Genomic DNA, 14,808 nt, shown 5'->3' with positions numbered 1-14,808 from the left:
TTGTTTTAACTAACCGTAGATTATTCTACTAATTTTTGATCGTTTTGTCTAACTCTTAACTGATTATTTTTTCTCAAAAGAGGCACAGATTCTGCTTATTGAGTATTTTTACTATTTAATGATCCGATACTGTGAAGTTTGTGGGATGATTTTCGTTCCCACACAGAAAAAATTCCGTAGATATGGAGTTTTCACCGCGAAGAACTCTTTCGTCCATCGCGTTTTACCGCAGAAAGAATGCGGTCCGAAAGGATTCCGATCAGCATTCCGGTGATGACTCCGGCCACGAGAAGCGCCGGCAGATAATAGAACAGTTTGCGGTTCTGCACCACGAGAGCCGCCACGCAGATCTGCGCGACATTGTGCGTCACGCCTCCTGCAATACTTACGCCGGTGATACTAAAGCCCTTGATGTGTTTCAGCAGAAGCATCACAAGAAAGCTCAAAAGCCCGCCGGCAAGGCTGTAAAGGATGGACATTCCATTTCCGAACAGATACCCCATCAGAAGAATGCGGGCGACGGAAATCATCAGGACTTCCCCTGCCGGAAGGAAAAAGAGGCCGACGACTACAACCAGATTGGCAATGCCGAGTTTGATTCCAGGAACACCGAGGTTGATCGGGATCAGTACCTCCACATAACTGAAGATCATGGCAAGTGCCATCAGCATGGCGCATAAGGCAATTTTTCTGCTTGCAGTGCGGCTGTCTCTCATAAATTCCAATTCCTTTCTTCTAAGCTGGTATTATTTTACAATCACATCCGGCGCATCGTCGGCGTCGTCCGTTGTGGATCCGTCACTTTCTACCTCCGCAACCAGCTTATGCGGCAGGCACACGATCGTCTCATTTACCCGGGAAATCGTACCCTGTCTTTTGCAGTAGCCGTCCGGGCAGTCAGCTTCTTCCATATGGACACTTCCGTTTTCGATCACCAGGACATTCGTTCCGTGACCCGTCTGAATTTTCACGGTCTGATTTTCTGCGAGTGAATACGTTCCGTAGACCTCGCCGTCCACCGTGACTTTCATGGTATTTCCATTTTCCGTTTTCGGCAGCCGAAGCGCCAGGGCAAGGATTCCAGCCAGGAGCAGAACGGCGCCTGCCAGAATCAGATCTTTTTTCTTCATATAGTTTTCCTTATTCTGAATCAGATGCCAGCCCATAACAGCAGTGTCAGCAGGAATACAGCACGGAACAGCGTAAAGAGGATTTCATTTCCGTGAAATTCCTTTACCCCGCAGCGGATATTACCTTTCGGACACGTATCAATACATTTCTGGCACTGGAAACAGTCGCCGGAGATCTCCACGTATCCATCGGATGGCAGTTCCACCGCTGACGGGCACTGTCTCGTGCAGGCGCTGCAGCCGCGGATGCAGTTTTCGCGTTTTCGGTGCAGAGTAAAGAACGGCAGGATCGGAAGCAGAGAAAAGACAGCTCCCATTGGGCACAGGAAATGGCAGAAAAAGCGCTCCTCAAAGAACATGCCGACCAGGATCAGCACCAGAAGAACAATGCCTGGAATATAAGAGGAAAGTCGGAAATTTCCCGCATGCAGCATGGAAAAGACATCCCACGGGCTTGTTCCTCTTGCTTTCTGATAAACTCCTGCAAAGCAGCAAAGAGCAATCAGAAGCAGAATGCCGTATTTGACCAGCGCCAGTTTTTTTGCCAGTTCCGGTTTGATGCGTATGGGCTTCTTTTTACGTTTCTTACAGATTATACCATAAATTGCATGCATTGCATCCCCCAGACTTCCAAAAGCGCATGCAAAACCGCAGAAAAATCTTCCGAATACGATCGTAAATGCACAGACAAGGAGCAGAGCCGACACAAACGCGGTCATCTCAATTTTTTCACCCTGTCCAAGCTGCGTAAAAATGTATTTCACTCCGTTAAATGCAGCGGTAAATACTGACGGAAGAAACAGGAAATATAAAAGCTGGATTCCGGCACGCAGGCAGGAAACGATCTGTTTTCTCTTCTTTGCCGGTAATGTGGATAGATCTAAATTTTTCATGTTATTTCTCCGCCTTTTCTATTGCTTCCTGCGCCGCATTTCTGATACCGGTGGAGCTGAATGTTGCTCCGCTGATCGTATCAACATCGGCGGACTGTGCCTCAATAATCTTTGGAATGATCGCCTCCGCGTTTGACAGATACGCACTGTCCTCGCCGTCGGCGGATGTGATGGCAAGATCGGTAATCTGGCCGCCCTCTACGGTTACTTCAACTGCAATGGTGCCGCCGAAGCCGTCAGCTTCACCGTCATACGTACCGTCCACGTACTGCCCTTCTGCTTCTGCTGCTTCACTTGCGGCCGTATCCGCCGTGTTGGATGCAGCTGCTGCGGCCTGCAGATTTTCCTTCTGAAGCTGGGTCGTCTCAAGCTCTGCCGAGAGCCGCGCGATCTGATCCTCTTTGTCTCTTTTATCGAGTACGGTATTGTAGCCGATCAGAACAGCAGCAATGACAGCGACATTCAAAAAACGAACAATCAATTGTCTCATCTGTTTTCCCCTTTATTGCGTTACTTTCGCAGCATCCAGCGCATTCCGGCATGCCTCAAGAATGGCTTTTGAGGAGCAGGTTGCACGGGAAACGGTGTCGATGTTTTCAAGCGTTCCGGTTTCCAGAATCTGAGCGGAAACGCCTTTGATTTTGGAGGTTCCTTCGGATGCGCGGCGGATGTAGGAGGCATTCTGACTGTCTCCGTCACCGGTGATGTTGCTTAACGCTACGATTTTATCGTTTTCAATTGTTACCGTCACAGAAAGCTGATAAGCGGTAAAATCTTCATCTTCATCCGGCTCGCAGACGGCAATCGCTGTGTATTCGCCGTCCTGATAGATCTTTTGTTCCGGAGTTTCCGTCGGGGTTGGTGTTGGCGTCTCAGTTGGCTCCGGGATTTCGGTCGGGGTTGGTGTTTCCGTCGGTGTCGGGGTTGGATTTTTCTTTTCCTCAGTTACGCGTTCTGCCTCTTTTAAAGCTTCCTCGATTGCCGCAAGAATTCCCCTGGAGCTGTAGGTTGCGCCGGAAACGGTGTCAACTTCCAGTGTCTGGTTTTTCACAACGTCCTTTGCTGTCTGTTTTGCGCGTTTTAAGAATGCTTCGTCATCTTCACTCTCGGTCACGAGAATTGCCTTGATCGTCTCATCCTGAATGACAACTGCCGTTGTAATGTCTCCCAGATAGCCCTCGCCGGTTCCGTAGTAAATGCCTTCCTCGTATGGGAATTTTCCTTCCGGAATCGTTGTGGTTCCGCCGCTGCTCGTTCCGTTATCCGGAACGGTCTCGCCGTTTGTTGCCTTCTTCGCATTTTCCAGCGCCTGTTTTACTGCGTTCTGGATGCCGCGGGAGCTGTACGTTGCGCCGGATACGAGATCCACATCGGTTTTCTGTCCGTCTACGATGCGGTCCGCTACGACTTTGGCACGGTTGAAGAATGTCTCGTCATCTTCGTTTTCCAGAATCAGTACCGCTTTGATCGTCTGATCCTGCAGGGCTACCGCCACTTTGATGTCTCCCTGGAAACCGGCGGCCGTTCCGTAATAAATTCCGTCCTGATAAGGAAAACTTCCCTTGGATGCAGACGAGTTGTTATTGTTCTGGCCGTTATTCTGACTGTTGTTTCCGTTGTTTGTATTGCCCTGGCTTCCTCCGTTTGTACTGGAAGACCCGTTCACTGCCGCCTGACTTAAGGCACTCCGCACAGCTTCAATAATACCGCGGGAGCTGTATGTCGCGCCGGAGACCGTATCCACATTCGTACTCTGTGTTGAGATAATCGTCGAAATCAGAGAGGAAGCGCTGGAAAGGTAGCTTGGCGTATCGCTGTTTTCCACAATATCAATCGAAGCAATTTTTCCGCCGCTGACAACAACACAGACTTTCATTGTGCCGCCAAATCCCGTTCCAGTTCCGTAATACGTTCCATCCCGGTAGGCAGCCGGCTCTTCAATTTTAGATACCGTAACTGTTCCGCCGCCTGCCGCTCCTGATGCGGATGCCGGTTCTGAAGTGTCCTCCTGACCGGTCAGTGCATTTTTCACGGCTGCAAGGATACCTTTTGAACTGAAAGTTGCACCGGAAACCGTGTCCACATCCACACTCTGGGATGCGATGATACGGTCGATAACTCCCTTTGCACGGTTCAGGAAAGCTGCGTCCTCGCCGGGAGCGCTTACAATCGAAATCGACTGAATCGTTTTGTCTTTCAATACGACAGAGACTGTAATCGTACCGCCAAAACCTGTTCCGCTTCCTTCGTACGTTCCGTCCGCCAGCTCAAAGCTGCCGGAACCGACGGCTGCGACAAGTTCTGCTTCGGTATCGGTTGTCTTTTTGGTATCGTCCTTCTTTTTTGTATCATCTTTCTTTTCCGCTGCATCGGTATCCTGTTCCGGCTCCGGTGTCACCAGTGCCTCCGGCTGCTCTACGGCGTAAACCGGTGCAGTGTAGCCATTCAGCGAAATACCGGCGCAGGCTGCTACGATAACTGCCGCGAGAGCCGGTGCAAATGCTGTCAGTTTTTTCCATTTTCCCATGGTTATGTATCACCGTCTTTCCTGATAATGTTTGTCTCGTGATCGGATGCGAAATCATCGGCAATTCCTTCGGTTACATACAGAACTCCGTCCTCATCCTCCAGAATGGTGTCAAATTCATCGCTGTGTGCACGCCAGTATTCGGCCGCCTTGTCCTTTCCCATGATGAAAAGAGAAGTAGAAAGGCCATCCGCCAGTGTTCCGTCAGCACTTACGATCGTCACCGACACCAGACCGTTATTTGCCGGATGACCGGTCGATGGGTCGATGATGTGATGATATTTCATGCCGTCCTGTTCGAAATACCGCTCATAGCCGCCAGAAGTAATAACCGCCCGGTCGGCCGTCGAGAGAATGCCGAGATAATCATCCTCCGCTTCCGGACTCTGCACGGCAACACGCCATTTGCTGCCATCCGTTTTCGTGCCGACAACCTGAACGTTTCCACCGAGGTTGATGAGCCCGCTCGTCACACCGCATTCCCGGTAAATATCGGCGATTCTGCCGGAGGTATAGCCTTTTGCAATTCCGCCGAAGTCGATTTTCATGCCGTCCTTGGCAAAGCTGATGGATGCGCTGTCCTTGTCGTAAAGGATATCATTGGCATCGGTCAGCGGAAGGAGGCTTTCGATCGTCTCATCCGAAGGAATCGTATAATTTCCGGTTGTAAAACCCCAGGCGTCCATGATCGGATAAATTGCGATGTCGAAAACGCCGTTTGTGCTGTCATACAGATCCAGCGAGCGTTCCAGCAGATAGGTGGTATCCTCCGATAAGGTTCCGCCGCCGTTTGCATTGATCTGCGCTACTTCACTCGTCTCCTCTCCGGTCGACAGAAGTGCATCCAGCCGCTCAATCTCCTGCTGTGCCTGATCCACCGCCGTTTCTGCATTCGGACCATAGGCAGTGACCGTCATGTACGTATCCATAGCAAAAATATCTCGGCTGCTCGATGCATCTGCGGCATCGGAAGAAGCTGTGGATGATGCGGATTTCTGCGTGGAATTCTCTTCCGAAGCGTCAGAACTGCTCGAAGACTCCGAAACAGACGCCGGCTGTGTCTGACTTTCACTGCTCTCCGGCTGCGCTGCTGTCCCCGCACCGGAACATCCGCCGACCGTCATCACCATGGCAAGACAAAATGCTGCAACAATTTTCTTTTTCATAAATAAAACTCCATTTTTTCTTATGTTAGGAAATCCTAACTTTGGTATTATAACATTAACTCGTAACTTACGCTATGAATTACTTGATAAAAGTTTTTCAATTAGCGTTCTGCATCTGATAAATTTTCTCATTTTATGTACTCTAAATCAAGTGGATTTTACTGGAATTCAAGCAGCGATATACAAAAAGCCCCCACAGCCGCATTGCTGCGGCCGCGGGGGCTTTAGAAATAACATTTTCAGAAATTACATATGATCGTGGCAGGTACGTGCAATTACGTCCATCTGCTGCTCTTTTGTCAGGTCGATGAATTTAACTGCATAGCCGGATACACGGATTGTGAAGTTTGCATACTCCGGTTTCTCCGGGTGCTCCATTGCGTCGATCAGTTTTTCGGTTCCGAATACGTTTACGTTCAGGTGATGTGCACCCTGCTCGAAGTATCCGTCCAGAACGTGTACCAGGTTCTCGGTACGCTCTTCGTCGTTGTGGCCAAGTGCGCCCGGGTTGATGGTCTGGGTGTTGGAGATTCCGTCCAGAGCGTCCTCATACGGCAGTTTTGCTACAGAGTTCAGGGAAGCAAGAAGTCCGCTCTTCTCTGCGCCGTAAGACGGGTTAGCTCCCGGAGACAGAGGCTCACCGGCTTTTCTTCCGTCCGGCAGAGAACCAGTTGCTTTACCATATACAACGTTGGAAGTAATGGTAAGGATAGAGGTAGTCGGCTCAGAATCACGATAGGTATGGCAGTATTTCAGTTTGTCCATGAAGGTACGAAGCAGCCATACAGCGATCTCGTCTGCTCTGTCATCGTCGTTGCCGTATCTTGGGAAGTCGCCGGTTGTCTCGAAGTCAACAGCCATTCCTTCTTCGTCACGGATAACTTTAACTTTAGCGTATTTGATTGCGCTTAAGGAGTCTACTACGTGAGAGAATCCTGCGATACCGGTTGCAAAGGTACGTCTTACATCGGTGTCGATCAGAGCCATCTCTGCTGCCTCATAGTAGTATTTGTCATGCATGTAGTGGATCATGTTCAGAGTTCCAACGTACAGATGAGCCAGCCAGTCCATCATAACGTCGTATTTCTTCATAACCTCATCATAGTCCAGATACTCAGCAGTGATCGGCTGATATTCCGGAGCAACCTGCTGTTTTGTCTTCTCGTCTTTACCGCCGTTGATCGCGTACAGAAGGCATTTTGCAAGGTTTGCACGAGCGCCGAAGAACTGGATCTCCTTACCGGTCTCGGTAGCAGATACACAGCAGCAGATGGAGTAATCATCGCCCCATACCGGACGCATTACATCATCGTTCTCATACTGGATGGAGCTTGTCTGTACAGAAATATGAGCTGCATATTTCTTGAAAGCTTCCGGAAGATTCTCAGAGTACAGAACAGTAAGGTTCGGCTCTGGGGACGGTCCCATGTTTTCCAGTGTATGCAGGAAACGGAAATCGTTCTTTGTAACGATAGAACGTCCGTCGATTCCCATACCGGCAACTTCCAGAGTAGCCCATACCGGGTCACCGGAGAACAGCTGATTGTAAGACGGAATTCTTGCGAATTTAACCATACGGAATTTCATTACCAGATGGTCGATCAGCTCCTGAGCCTCTTTCTCGGTCAGGATTCCTTTTTCGATATCTCTTTCGATGTAGATGTCAAGGAAAGTAGATACACGGCCAACGCTCATTGCAGCACCGTTCTGAGTTTTGATAGCTGCAAGGTATCCGAAGTACAGCCACTGAACAGCTTCTCTTGCGTTCTTAGCCGGCTCGGAAATGTCATAGCCATAGGACTGTGCCATAACTTTCATATCCTGCAGTGCTCTGACCTGGTCAGCGATCTCTTCTCTTAACTGGAAGTCACCACGACGCATTCCCTGACGATTGGTTGCAGCGAAGTCTGCTTTTTTGCGCTCGATCAGGTAATCAATACCGTACAGAGCAACACGACGGTAGTCGCCTACGATACGGCCACGGCCATAGGTATCCGGCAGACCGGTCAGGATTTTATTATGACGGGCTTTCATCATCTCTGGTGTGTAGATGTCGAATACACCCTGGTTATGTGTTTTGTGATATTTAGTGAAAATTTCATGAAGCTTCTCACTTGGTTTGTAGCCGTAAGTCTCGCAGGACTGCTCAGCCATTTTAATTCCACCATACGGCATAAATGCACGTTTCAGCGGTTTGTCTGTCTGAAGACCAACTACCTGCTCCAGATCTTTCATGCTGTCATCGATATATGCTGCGCCGTAAGCTGTGATTCCGCTTACAACGTCTGTCTCCATATCCAGAACGCCGCCTTTTGCACGCTCTTCTTTCTGGAGTTCCTGTAATTTGCCCCACAGACGGTCTGTAGCCTCTGTTGGTCCCTCCAGGAATTTCTCATCTCCGTCATATGGAGTATAGTTGTTCTGAATAAAGTCACGTACGTCGATGCCTTCTTTCCAGAGTCTTCCGGTAAAGCCATCCCACTGTTCAAATTCTCTCATTTGCTTTGTTCCTTTCTGGTGTTATTTTGTTTCGTCACGCTCCGGCATCTTCTTTGCACCGGGCATGAACACCTCCGCATGCATAATATAACAAATCTCTGCTTTCCGCGCAAGATATGCACTTGAAAAAATACAAGGAAAACCACAAAATCTTGTATTTTTATAAGAACAAAATCTACATGTGGCGCTTTTCTTTTATGCCCCGTATCCGATTTCATATATCTGCTCTGCAAAGTCACAAATAACATATGTTCCATCGGAAAATTCACTCTTCTGTACGCTTCCGTCCACCGTCATACACTCGTGGCGTACCAGTTCCAGGAGTGCCGTTTTTTCATGCAGCTCCGTTACAACGCGGCATCTTTCTGTCATCTCTTCCAGACTGATTTTCTCCCCGTCAAATGCACCATCTGTATTCGGATATGCGCCGTCCCGTACAAGATACGGTGCACCGCCTGCAAGAAGCGCATACAGCATATAGTCCTCGTCTTTTGAAACACGGTCCATCATCCACGGCTCGATCACACAGTCATGATACACAAGATTAAAGAGCGGCACCGGGATTCCTTTTTTCGGTGTCTCTGCCGGGCGCAGCATAAAGTCGTACGGCGCATAATGGCAGAATACCAGATACGGAACGGCCCAGTCGCTGACCTCCTCGGAGCTTGAGAGAATCCCCTGTGATAGCAGCCAGGAGAAGCAGTTTCCGCGGTACGTATAGCAGTCTCTTCTCGTCATCACATGCTCCGGATTTGCGCACTCGTCGCCCTCGTTGCACGTAAACACATCGAGGTATGCACCGTCAAGCCGGATTCCGTTTTTCTTCAGCTCGGCAAAATTCCGTTTCACATAGAACGGTGCCTGCGTTGCACAGAGATAGCTCTGCGGTCCGCCCGCCCAGTAACTGTGTCCCGGTATCGTTCTATCCGGAAGGCGGCAGGCATAATTTTCATCGTAGCTCGGCGCTGCATGGTAATAATCGCGGTACTGGTCGTGAATACCGAATTTGTAGCCGAAATCATGCATCGTATCGACAAGCGATTTCATGTCTTCCCATCCGCCGGCCGCTTGGCATGCCGGTGTGTAGTCCGGATGCTGGTTGTCATACCCCGGTTCTGCCCAGCCGTCCAGATGAAGATAGACTTTCTCTACGCCGAGATCATGAATTTCGCGGATCTGCTGTTCGCGCACGGAAAACGGCACTACGCGGTTATTTTTCTCCGGATTCTGCGGATCGAAAAAGCCGGACTCTGGCTGCACAACCGTCTTGATTCCCGTATGAACAAAACACGTTCCCACAAGATCGTGAATGGACGGATTCTGTACTGCCTTTTCTTTCAAAGTGCGCAGATGGCCCTGTTCCCGTACATACTGACGGTATGTTTTGCAGAGGTCGTTATAATCGCAGTTATTTAAAAACGTATAACGGAATACGCGGCGGTAATTCATTGTTCCAAGGCTTGGCTCCAGCCATGCCCCCACGCTGGTATACGGGCCGCCTGCCGGGTGCTCTGCCTGATAACCGACGTTCCACGGTGTTGTACAGATCGCTGTATAGCCGCATCTTTCCTTCACCTGGCCAAACCACGGCATATAGCCGCCGGAGGTCTCAAATCTGCCGTCAAACGAAAGCTTTCCAAGTTCCGTCTTCCAGGTATTCGGAATCAGAAGTCCCTGTCCCTCGGTAAGGAGTGTATACCAGTCATCGCGCCCGTTTGTAAACTCCATTGCCGTCGGCCACAGCACCTTTACCGGATGCAGTCCCTCCTCGCAGAGCGGAATCCACTCCATCCAAAATGTTTCATCCACAGCTTCGATCCAGATAATCGTCTCGAAGGCATACGGTGTTCCCGCAAATCCCGCATAACGGCTCCGGATGCCGCATCCGACGCCGAAGGAATAGACCTCATGGGAAATCTCCTCTGCATCCAGGAAACGGTATGTTCCCTCTGCAAAAATCAGTTCCGGTGTCTTTTTCGGATCCGTATTCCAGACAACGCCGTCTTTTTCGATCCTAAGTCCCAGCGTCTCTTCATCGAGCATCACAGCAAGCGATCCGCTTTCTATTTTTTTCATCGTGTGATATTCCCCTTTTTCTTTATCATATGCGTTCCAAACACCAGAAAGGCGCAGAGAACCCGTCCGCCTTTCTCTGCACGGTTCCGGATTTTCTGCGCCTTTTTCCACCTAACTTACATAATCTCTTCTTTTTCTACGACTCTACCGTCTCTCCAGATTCTCTCCAGATCGTAGAACAGGCGGTTCTCCTCATCAAAGATGTGGATGACAACATCGCCGTAGTCCATCAGAATCCAGTTTGCGGTCTGATAGCCTTCGATCTGTTTTGGATGTACGCCGGCTTTTCCGAGTACCTCCTCTACGTTGTCTGCCATCGCCTGTACCTGGTTGCGGTTGCTTCCGCTGGCGATCATGAAATAATCTGCCAGAGTCGAAACATGGGTAATGTCCAGAATGCGGACATCCATTGCTTTTTTATCTTCCAGTGCTTCCAGTGCAAGTTTTGCAGTCTGTTTTGCTTCGCTCATTTATGCTTCCTCCTTTGCCGTCCGTTCCCGGTGCAGTGCCTCATAGAACTGATACGCCTGCTCCGTCATCGGGTCCATCGTCTTCGGGTTTTCCGACAGATACGCCATACTGTCTTTTAAAATTTCATACATGCATTCGTCGATATCGGTGAATGCCAGCTTCCGAAGGCGGGTAAGGTGTGGTGCCTTGTTTCGTGCCGGCTCGATATAATCTGCGATATAGATGATCTTCTCCAGCAATGTCATATCTTCTTTTCCTGTCGTATGCCAGGTGATGGCACTTAAGATCTCCGGATCTTCCACCTTATACTTGTCCTTCGCCAGAAATGCACCGAGCTTGGCATGGATCAAAAACGGATTGTTCCGCTCAAACTCAGTGATTTCAATCTTATTTTTCTCACACATGGTGATTTTTTTCTTATTCGGAATGCATTTTGCACAGTCGTGAAGCAGTCCCGCGACACGGGCTTTTTCGAGATCCTCGCCCCATACCATCGCCATGGATGCTGCGGTAAACATCACACCGAGCGTGTGATGATAGCGGTCTTCATCGACTTCCTTCTGGAGTTTTTTGTCCAGTTTCCATAAATCGTACTGTTCCATCCTGCTCTTCCTCTAATCCTGATAGATTTTCTGCTCCTGAATGTAGGAAATCACAGAATCCGGCAGATAGTATTTCACGGATTTTCCTTCCCGGATCCATTCCCGCAGTTCGTGGGAAGAAACATCCAGATTCGGTGTGTCGAGTTTCAGAAAGGTACCGTGAAGTTTTTTTGCATTTCGTTCCATACAGGCCAGAAGCTCTTTCTCTTTTGCCCGATCCCTAGTCGCCACAAGGATCTTTGCCGCGGCGCAGATCCGCTCTGGATTTTTCCACTCATCAAAATAGAACAGGGAATCCGCTCCAATGATAAAGTAAAACTCCGTGCACGGATGTTCCTTCCGCATCGCCTCAAGCGTCCGATAACTGTAGGTATAGCCCTCATCTTTCATCTCTTTGGTGCAGAGCACAAAATGCGGATTGGATGCGATGGCACGGCGCACCATCTCGACACGCTGTGCATTCTTTGCCCGTCCCGCCCGGTTCCGTTTATGTGGCGGATTTCCGGCCGGAAGGAACCAGACTTCATCAAGCCCGAACTGCTCGTACGCCGCCTCGCCAAGGATCAGATGACCGATATGAATGGGATCGAATGTGCCTCCCATAATGCCAATTTTTCTGTTTTTCTTTTCCATACGTTTTCCTCAAAAAGCGCCGGAACTGCAGCGGTATGCTCCGGTCCCGGCGGTTCTTTCCTGCGGATTATTTCGGAAGCTGAATTTTCTTTTTCTCTTTTTTGCCCTCTTTGTACAGCACGATCTTTTTGCCGATCACCTGTACGACCTGGGAATTGGTGCGTTCTGCCAGAACTTCTGCGATCTCTCTTGGATCATCGAGGCAGTTCTGCAGTACATTGATTTTAATTAGTTCTCTCGCCTCAAGTGCCTCTGCTACAGCAGCGGTATGCTCCGGCGTGATGCTGCTTTTTCCTACCTGCAGGATCGGTTCCATGGTCATGGCAAGGCCTTTCAGGTATGCTCTCTGCTTGCTGGTCATACGTCTCCTCCTTCGTTATTTATTCGTTCTATTTATAATAATCAAATTCAAATCCATACATCTTGACGGTATCGCCTTCCTGGATGCCGGCCTGCTCGAGTTCGTCTAAGATACCGGTATCTTTTAAGAACCGCTGGAAGAAAGCAAAACCTTTCTCGGAATCCAGATTGGTGTAGCCGAGCATTTTCTCGATCTTCGGTCCCTCGATGATGAAGCGGTGCTCGTCCTCCGGGTCCTGCTCGACGGTGTACGGCAGGTTCTCGGCAAGAAGCATATCCTCCGGGAAGAATTCCTGCTCGAAGACCATACGCTCTTTCGGAAGCTCATCGAGTTTTTTCTGTACGGCATATAAAAGCTCTTTTAAGCCTTTTCCGCTGACGGCAGAAATCGGATAAACCGGGATGCCTTTCGGCTCGAACTCTTTTTTCAGACGTTCCACCGGATCCTCTTCGCCCTCTTCTACATAGATCGCATCGGTCTTATTGGCCGCGATGATCTGCGGGCGTTTTGCGATCTCCGGGTTATAGGCTTCGAGCTCTTTGTTGATCTTGTTGATATCATCCACCGGATCTCTTCCCTCGGTCGATGCAACGTCTACTACATGGATCATCACGCGGGTTCTCTCGATGTGGCGCAGGAATTCATGGCCGAGGCCGACTCCTTCCGATGCACCCTCGATCAGTCCCGGGATATCTGCGATAACAAATCCGCTGCAGCCCTCAAGGTCTACGACACCGAGGTTCGGGGAAAGCGTGGTAAAGTGATAATTTGCAATTTTCGGTTCTGCATTTGTCACGCGGGAAAGCAGGGTCGATTTTCCAACGTTCGGGAAGCCGACGAGTCCGACGTCCGCGATGACTTTCAGTTCCATTCTTACTTCCAGCTCCTGTGCCGGCTGGCCTGGCTGGGCGTATTTCGGAACCTGCATGGTAGCGGTTGCGTAATGCATATTTCCGTTTCCACCTTTTCCGCCTTTTAATACAACCTGACGGCGGTTTTCACCGGACATATCTGCGATGACTTTTCCGCTCGCAGCGTCCATAATGACGGTTCCTTCCGGTACTTTCAGGACAATATCTGCGCCGTTTCCGCCATGGCATCTGCGTTTTCCGCCCGGCTCGCCGTCGGTAGCAGAAAACTTTCTTCTGTGGCGGTAATCAACCAGTGTATTCAGTCCTTCGTCAACTTCAAAAATAACGTCTCCGCCTTTGCCGCCATCGCCGCCGTCCGGCCCGCCGTTCGGTACAAAAAGCTCTCTGCGGAAACTGACATGTCCGTCTCCGCCCTTACCGGAGCGGATCAGAATTTTTGCTCTGTCTGCAAACATGGTATTCTCCTGTCTTGTTTTATCTAAATCCAAATCGGTCTGTTGGACCTTTAATTATTATTAACAAAAACGGCTTCAAACCTCTTAAGATTTGAAGCCGCACCTTTGTCTTACTCTTCTGTTGCTACCGGATATACGGAAACCTGTTTTTTGTCACGTCCTTTTCTTTCGAAAGCTACGCGTCCGTCAACCATAGCGAATAAGGTATCGTCTTTTCCGATTCCTACGTTCACGCCTGGATGAATCTTGGTTCCACGCTGTCTGTAAAGAATGTTTCCAGCCTTTACAACCTGTCCGTCAGCTCTTTTTGCTCCTAATCTCTTGGACTCGGAATCTCTACCGTTCTTGGTAGAACCAACTCCTTTTTTATGAGCGAAAATCTGAAGGTTCATATTTAACATGGTATTACACCTCCTTGAATGCGATCTCTAAGTATTGTGCTCCATAATCGCGGCGGATACTTTCGAGGCCCAGCAAAAGTGATTTTACAAGAAGTGCGGTACTTTCAGAATACCCATTCGGGAATGAAAAATACACGTATCCATCTCCAGCCTCACTTATAATCAGATCCTCTGTCAATGTTTCCACGGAATTTACGGTGTTTACAATCAATGCGGAGACAGCGGCACAGATGATATCCTGCCCTTCCTCTGCATAGCCTGCATGACCGTTTGACTCCACGGAGATGTACTCGCCGTCAGACTCTGTTACGGTTATACAAATCATAAGACTTAAGCGTTGATTTTTTCAATCTTCACTTCAGTGTACTGCTGTCTGTGACCGTTTTTCTTATGATAACCAGTTTTTCTCTTATACTTGTAAACGATAACTTTTTTGCCTTTACCGTTTCCAACTACAGATGCGGTTACGGATGCATTTTTAACGTCCTCGCCAACTTTCAGTCCGTCATTGCTTACTGCAAGTACCTGATCAAAAGTTACGGTTTCTCCAGCTTCAACGCCAAGTTTCTCTACTCGGATAACATCGCCTTCAGCTACCTTGTACTGTTTACCACCTGTTGCAATAATTGCGTACATATGGCACCTCCCTATCAATTACTCGCCAGATTCGGTGGTCTTTCGACTCTTTTACCTCTCTGTGCGGCATACTTCTACAATATATC

General features: G+C 49.2%; 16 protein-coding genes. All 16 read right to left on the bottom strand.

All coding sequences use genetic code 11. From position 1 onward, the window contains the following. Positions 1–191 precede the first annotated feature (191 nt). Positions 192–716, bottom strand: a complete 525-nt coding sequence (locus DXB83_RS03250; protein WP_055266099.1) for a Gx transporter family protein — start codon at positions 714–716, stop codon at positions 192–194. A gap of 30 nt (positions 717–746) precedes the next feature. Beyond that, positions 747–1,130 carry a NusG domain II-containing protein gene (locus tag DXB83_RS03245; RefSeq protein ID WP_055266101.1) on the bottom strand — a complete coding sequence of 128 codons (384 nt, stop codon included), beginning with the start codon at positions 1,128–1,130 and terminating at the stop codon, positions 747–749. 20 nt (positions 1,131–1,150) lie between these two features. Continuing rightward, complete coding sequence (locus DXB83_RS03240) at positions 1,151–2,023, bottom strand: 4Fe-4S binding protein (protein ID WP_055266115.1); 873 nt, start codon at positions 2,021–2,023, stop codon at positions 1,151–1,153. A 1-nt stretch (position 2,024) separates the two neighbouring features. Beyond that, positions 2,025–2,513, bottom strand: a complete 489-nt coding sequence (locus DXB83_RS03235) for an FMN-binding protein (RefSeq protein WP_055228158.1) — start codon at positions 2,511–2,513, stop codon at positions 2,025–2,027. Between the two features lie 12 nt (positions 2,514–2,525). Then, positions 2,526–4,550 carry an FMN-binding protein gene (locus DXB83_RS03230; protein ID WP_118697239.1) on the bottom strand — a complete coding sequence of 675 codons (2,025 nt, stop codon included), beginning with the start codon at positions 4,548–4,550 and terminating at the stop codon, positions 2,526–2,528. A gap of 2 nt (positions 4,551–4,552) precedes the next feature. After that, positions 4,553–5,716: an FAD:protein FMN transferase gene (locus DXB83_RS03225; RefSeq protein ID WP_055267911.1), complete on the bottom strand. Its 1,164-nt coding sequence runs from the start codon at positions 5,714–5,716 to the stop codon at positions 4,553–4,555. Between the two features lie 246 nt (positions 5,717–5,962). Then, positions 5,963–8,215 (bottom strand): formate C-acetyltransferase, encoded by a 2,253-nt coding sequence (pflB, locus tag DXB83_RS03220; RefSeq protein ID WP_117508947.1) that lies wholly within the window; start codon positions 8,213–8,215, stop codon positions 5,963–5,965. A 195-nt stretch (positions 8,216–8,410) separates the two neighbouring features. After that, positions 8,411–10,291 (bottom strand): DUF5696 domain-containing protein, encoded by a 1,881-nt coding sequence (locus DXB83_RS03215; protein WP_055267920.1) that lies wholly within the window; start codon positions 10,289–10,291, stop codon positions 8,411–8,413. A 116-nt stretch (positions 10,292–10,407) separates the two neighbouring features. Then, complete coding sequence (gene rsfS, locus DXB83_RS03210) at positions 10,408–10,761, bottom strand: ribosome silencing factor (RefSeq protein ID WP_055267907.1); 354 nt, start codon at positions 10,759–10,761, stop codon at positions 10,408–10,410. Beyond that, the gene (yqeK, locus tag DXB83_RS03205; protein WP_055217892.1) at positions 10,762–11,364 is read right to left on the bottom strand and encodes a bis(5'-nucleosyl)-tetraphosphatase (symmetrical) YqeK; all 603 of its coding nucleotides are present in this window, start codon (positions 11,362–11,364) and stop codon (positions 10,762–10,764) included. 12 nt (positions 11,365–11,376) lie between these two features. After that, positions 11,377–11,997 carry a nicotinate-nucleotide adenylyltransferase gene (nadD, locus tag DXB83_RS03200; RefSeq protein WP_055267905.1) on the bottom strand — a complete coding sequence of 207 codons (621 nt, stop codon included), beginning with the start codon at positions 11,995–11,997 and terminating at the stop codon, positions 11,377–11,379. Positions 11,998–12,064: 67 nt separating this feature from the next. After that, positions 12,065–12,358 (bottom strand): ribosome assembly RNA-binding protein YhbY, encoded by a 294-nt coding sequence (yhbY, locus tag DXB83_RS03195; protein ID WP_022462902.1) that lies wholly within the window; start codon positions 12,356–12,358, stop codon positions 12,065–12,067. Between the two features lie 28 nt (positions 12,359–12,386). Continuing rightward, entirely contained in the window at positions 12,387–13,685 is a 1,299-nt protein-coding gene (gene obgE / locus DXB83_RS03190) for a GTPase ObgE (protein WP_022462903.1), read from the bottom strand. A 110-nt stretch (positions 13,686–13,795) separates the two neighbouring features. Further along, the gene (gene rpmA, locus DXB83_RS03185) at positions 13,796–14,086 is read right to left on the bottom strand and encodes a 50S ribosomal protein L27 (RefSeq protein WP_022462904.1); all 291 of its coding nucleotides are present in this window, start codon (positions 14,084–14,086) and stop codon (positions 13,796–13,798) included. Positions 14,087–14,090: 4 nt separating this feature from the next. After that, positions 14,091–14,411, bottom strand: coding sequence for a ribosomal-processing cysteine protease Prp (locus DXB83_RS03180; RefSeq protein ID WP_055228163.1), 321 nt, complete (start codon positions 14,409–14,411; stop codon positions 14,091–14,093). 5 nt (positions 14,412–14,416) lie between these two features. Continuing rightward, on the bottom strand, positions 14,417–14,722 hold the full coding sequence (gene rplU / locus DXB83_RS03175) for a 50S ribosomal protein L21 (protein WP_022462906.1): 306 nt from the start codon (positions 14,720–14,722) through the stop codon (positions 14,417–14,419). Positions 14,723–14,808: the final 86 nt, after the last annotated feature.

This window comes from Blautia sp. OM06-15AC (assembly GCF_003481425.1).
Lineage (GTDB): Bacteria > Bacillota > Clostridia > Lachnospirales > Lachnospiraceae > Fusicatenibacter > Fusicatenibacter saccharivorans.
This window is presented reverse-complemented; position numbering and strand designations above follow the sequence as displayed.

Bases quoted from the DNA above. Each gene is read 5' to 3' on its own strand.
- DXB83_RS03250 (WP_055266099.1), bottom strand. From the start codon at position 716: ATGAGAGACAGCCGCACTGCAAGCAGAAAAATTGCCTTATGCGCCATG.
- DXB83_RS03245 (WP_055266101.1), bottom strand. From the start codon at position 1,130: ATGAAGAAAAAAGATCTGATTCTGGCAGGCGCCGTTCTGCTCCTGGCT.
- DXB83_RS03240 (WP_055266115.1), bottom strand. From the start codon at position 2,023: ATGAAAAATTTAGATCTATCCACATTACCGGCAAAGAAGAGAAAACAG.
- DXB83_RS03235 (WP_055228158.1), bottom strand. From the start codon at position 2,513: ATGAGACAATTGATTGTTCGTTTTTTGAATGTCGCTGTCATTGCTGCT.
- DXB83_RS03230 (WP_118697239.1), bottom strand. From the start codon at position 4,550: ATGGGAAAATGGAAAAAACTGACAGCATTTGCACCGGCTCTCGCGGCA.
- DXB83_RS03225 (WP_055267911.1), bottom strand. From the start codon at position 5,716: ATGAAAAAGAAAATTGTTGCAGCATTTTGTCTTGCCATGGTGATGACG.
- pflB (WP_117508947.1), bottom strand. From the start codon at position 8,215: ATGAGAGAATTTGAACAGTGGGATGGCTTTACCGGAAGACTCTGGAAA.
- DXB83_RS03215 (WP_055267920.1), bottom strand. From the start codon at position 10,291: ATGAAAAAAATAGAAAGCGGATCGCTTGCTGTGATGCTCGATGAAGAG.
- rsfS (WP_055267907.1), bottom strand. From the start codon at position 10,761: ATGAGCGAAGCAAAACAGACTGCAAAACTTGCACTGGAAGCACTGGAA.
- yqeK (WP_055217892.1), bottom strand. From the start codon at position 11,364: ATGGAACAGTACGATTTATGGAAACTGGACAAAAAACTCCAGAAGGAA.
- nadD (WP_055267905.1), bottom strand. From the start codon at position 11,997: ATGGAAAAGAAAAACAGAAAAATTGGCATTATGGGAGGCACATTCGAT.
- yhbY (WP_022462902.1), bottom strand. From the start codon at position 12,358: ATGACCAGCAAGCAGAGAGCATACCTGAAAGGCCTTGCCATGACCATG.
- obgE (WP_022462903.1), bottom strand. From the start codon at position 13,685: ATGTTTGCAGACAGAGCAAAAATTCTGATCCGCTCCGGTAAGGGCGGA.
- rpmA (WP_022462904.1), bottom strand. From the start codon at position 14,086: ATGTTAAATATGAACCTTCAGATTTTCGCTCATAAAAAAGGAGTTGGT.
- DXB83_RS03180 (WP_055228163.1), bottom strand. From the start codon at position 14,411: ATGATTTGTATAACCGTAACAGAGTCTGACGGCGAGTACATCTCCGTG.
- rplU (WP_022462906.1), bottom strand. From the start codon at position 14,722: ATGTACGCAATTATTGCAACAGGTGGTAAACAGTACAAGGTAGCTGAA.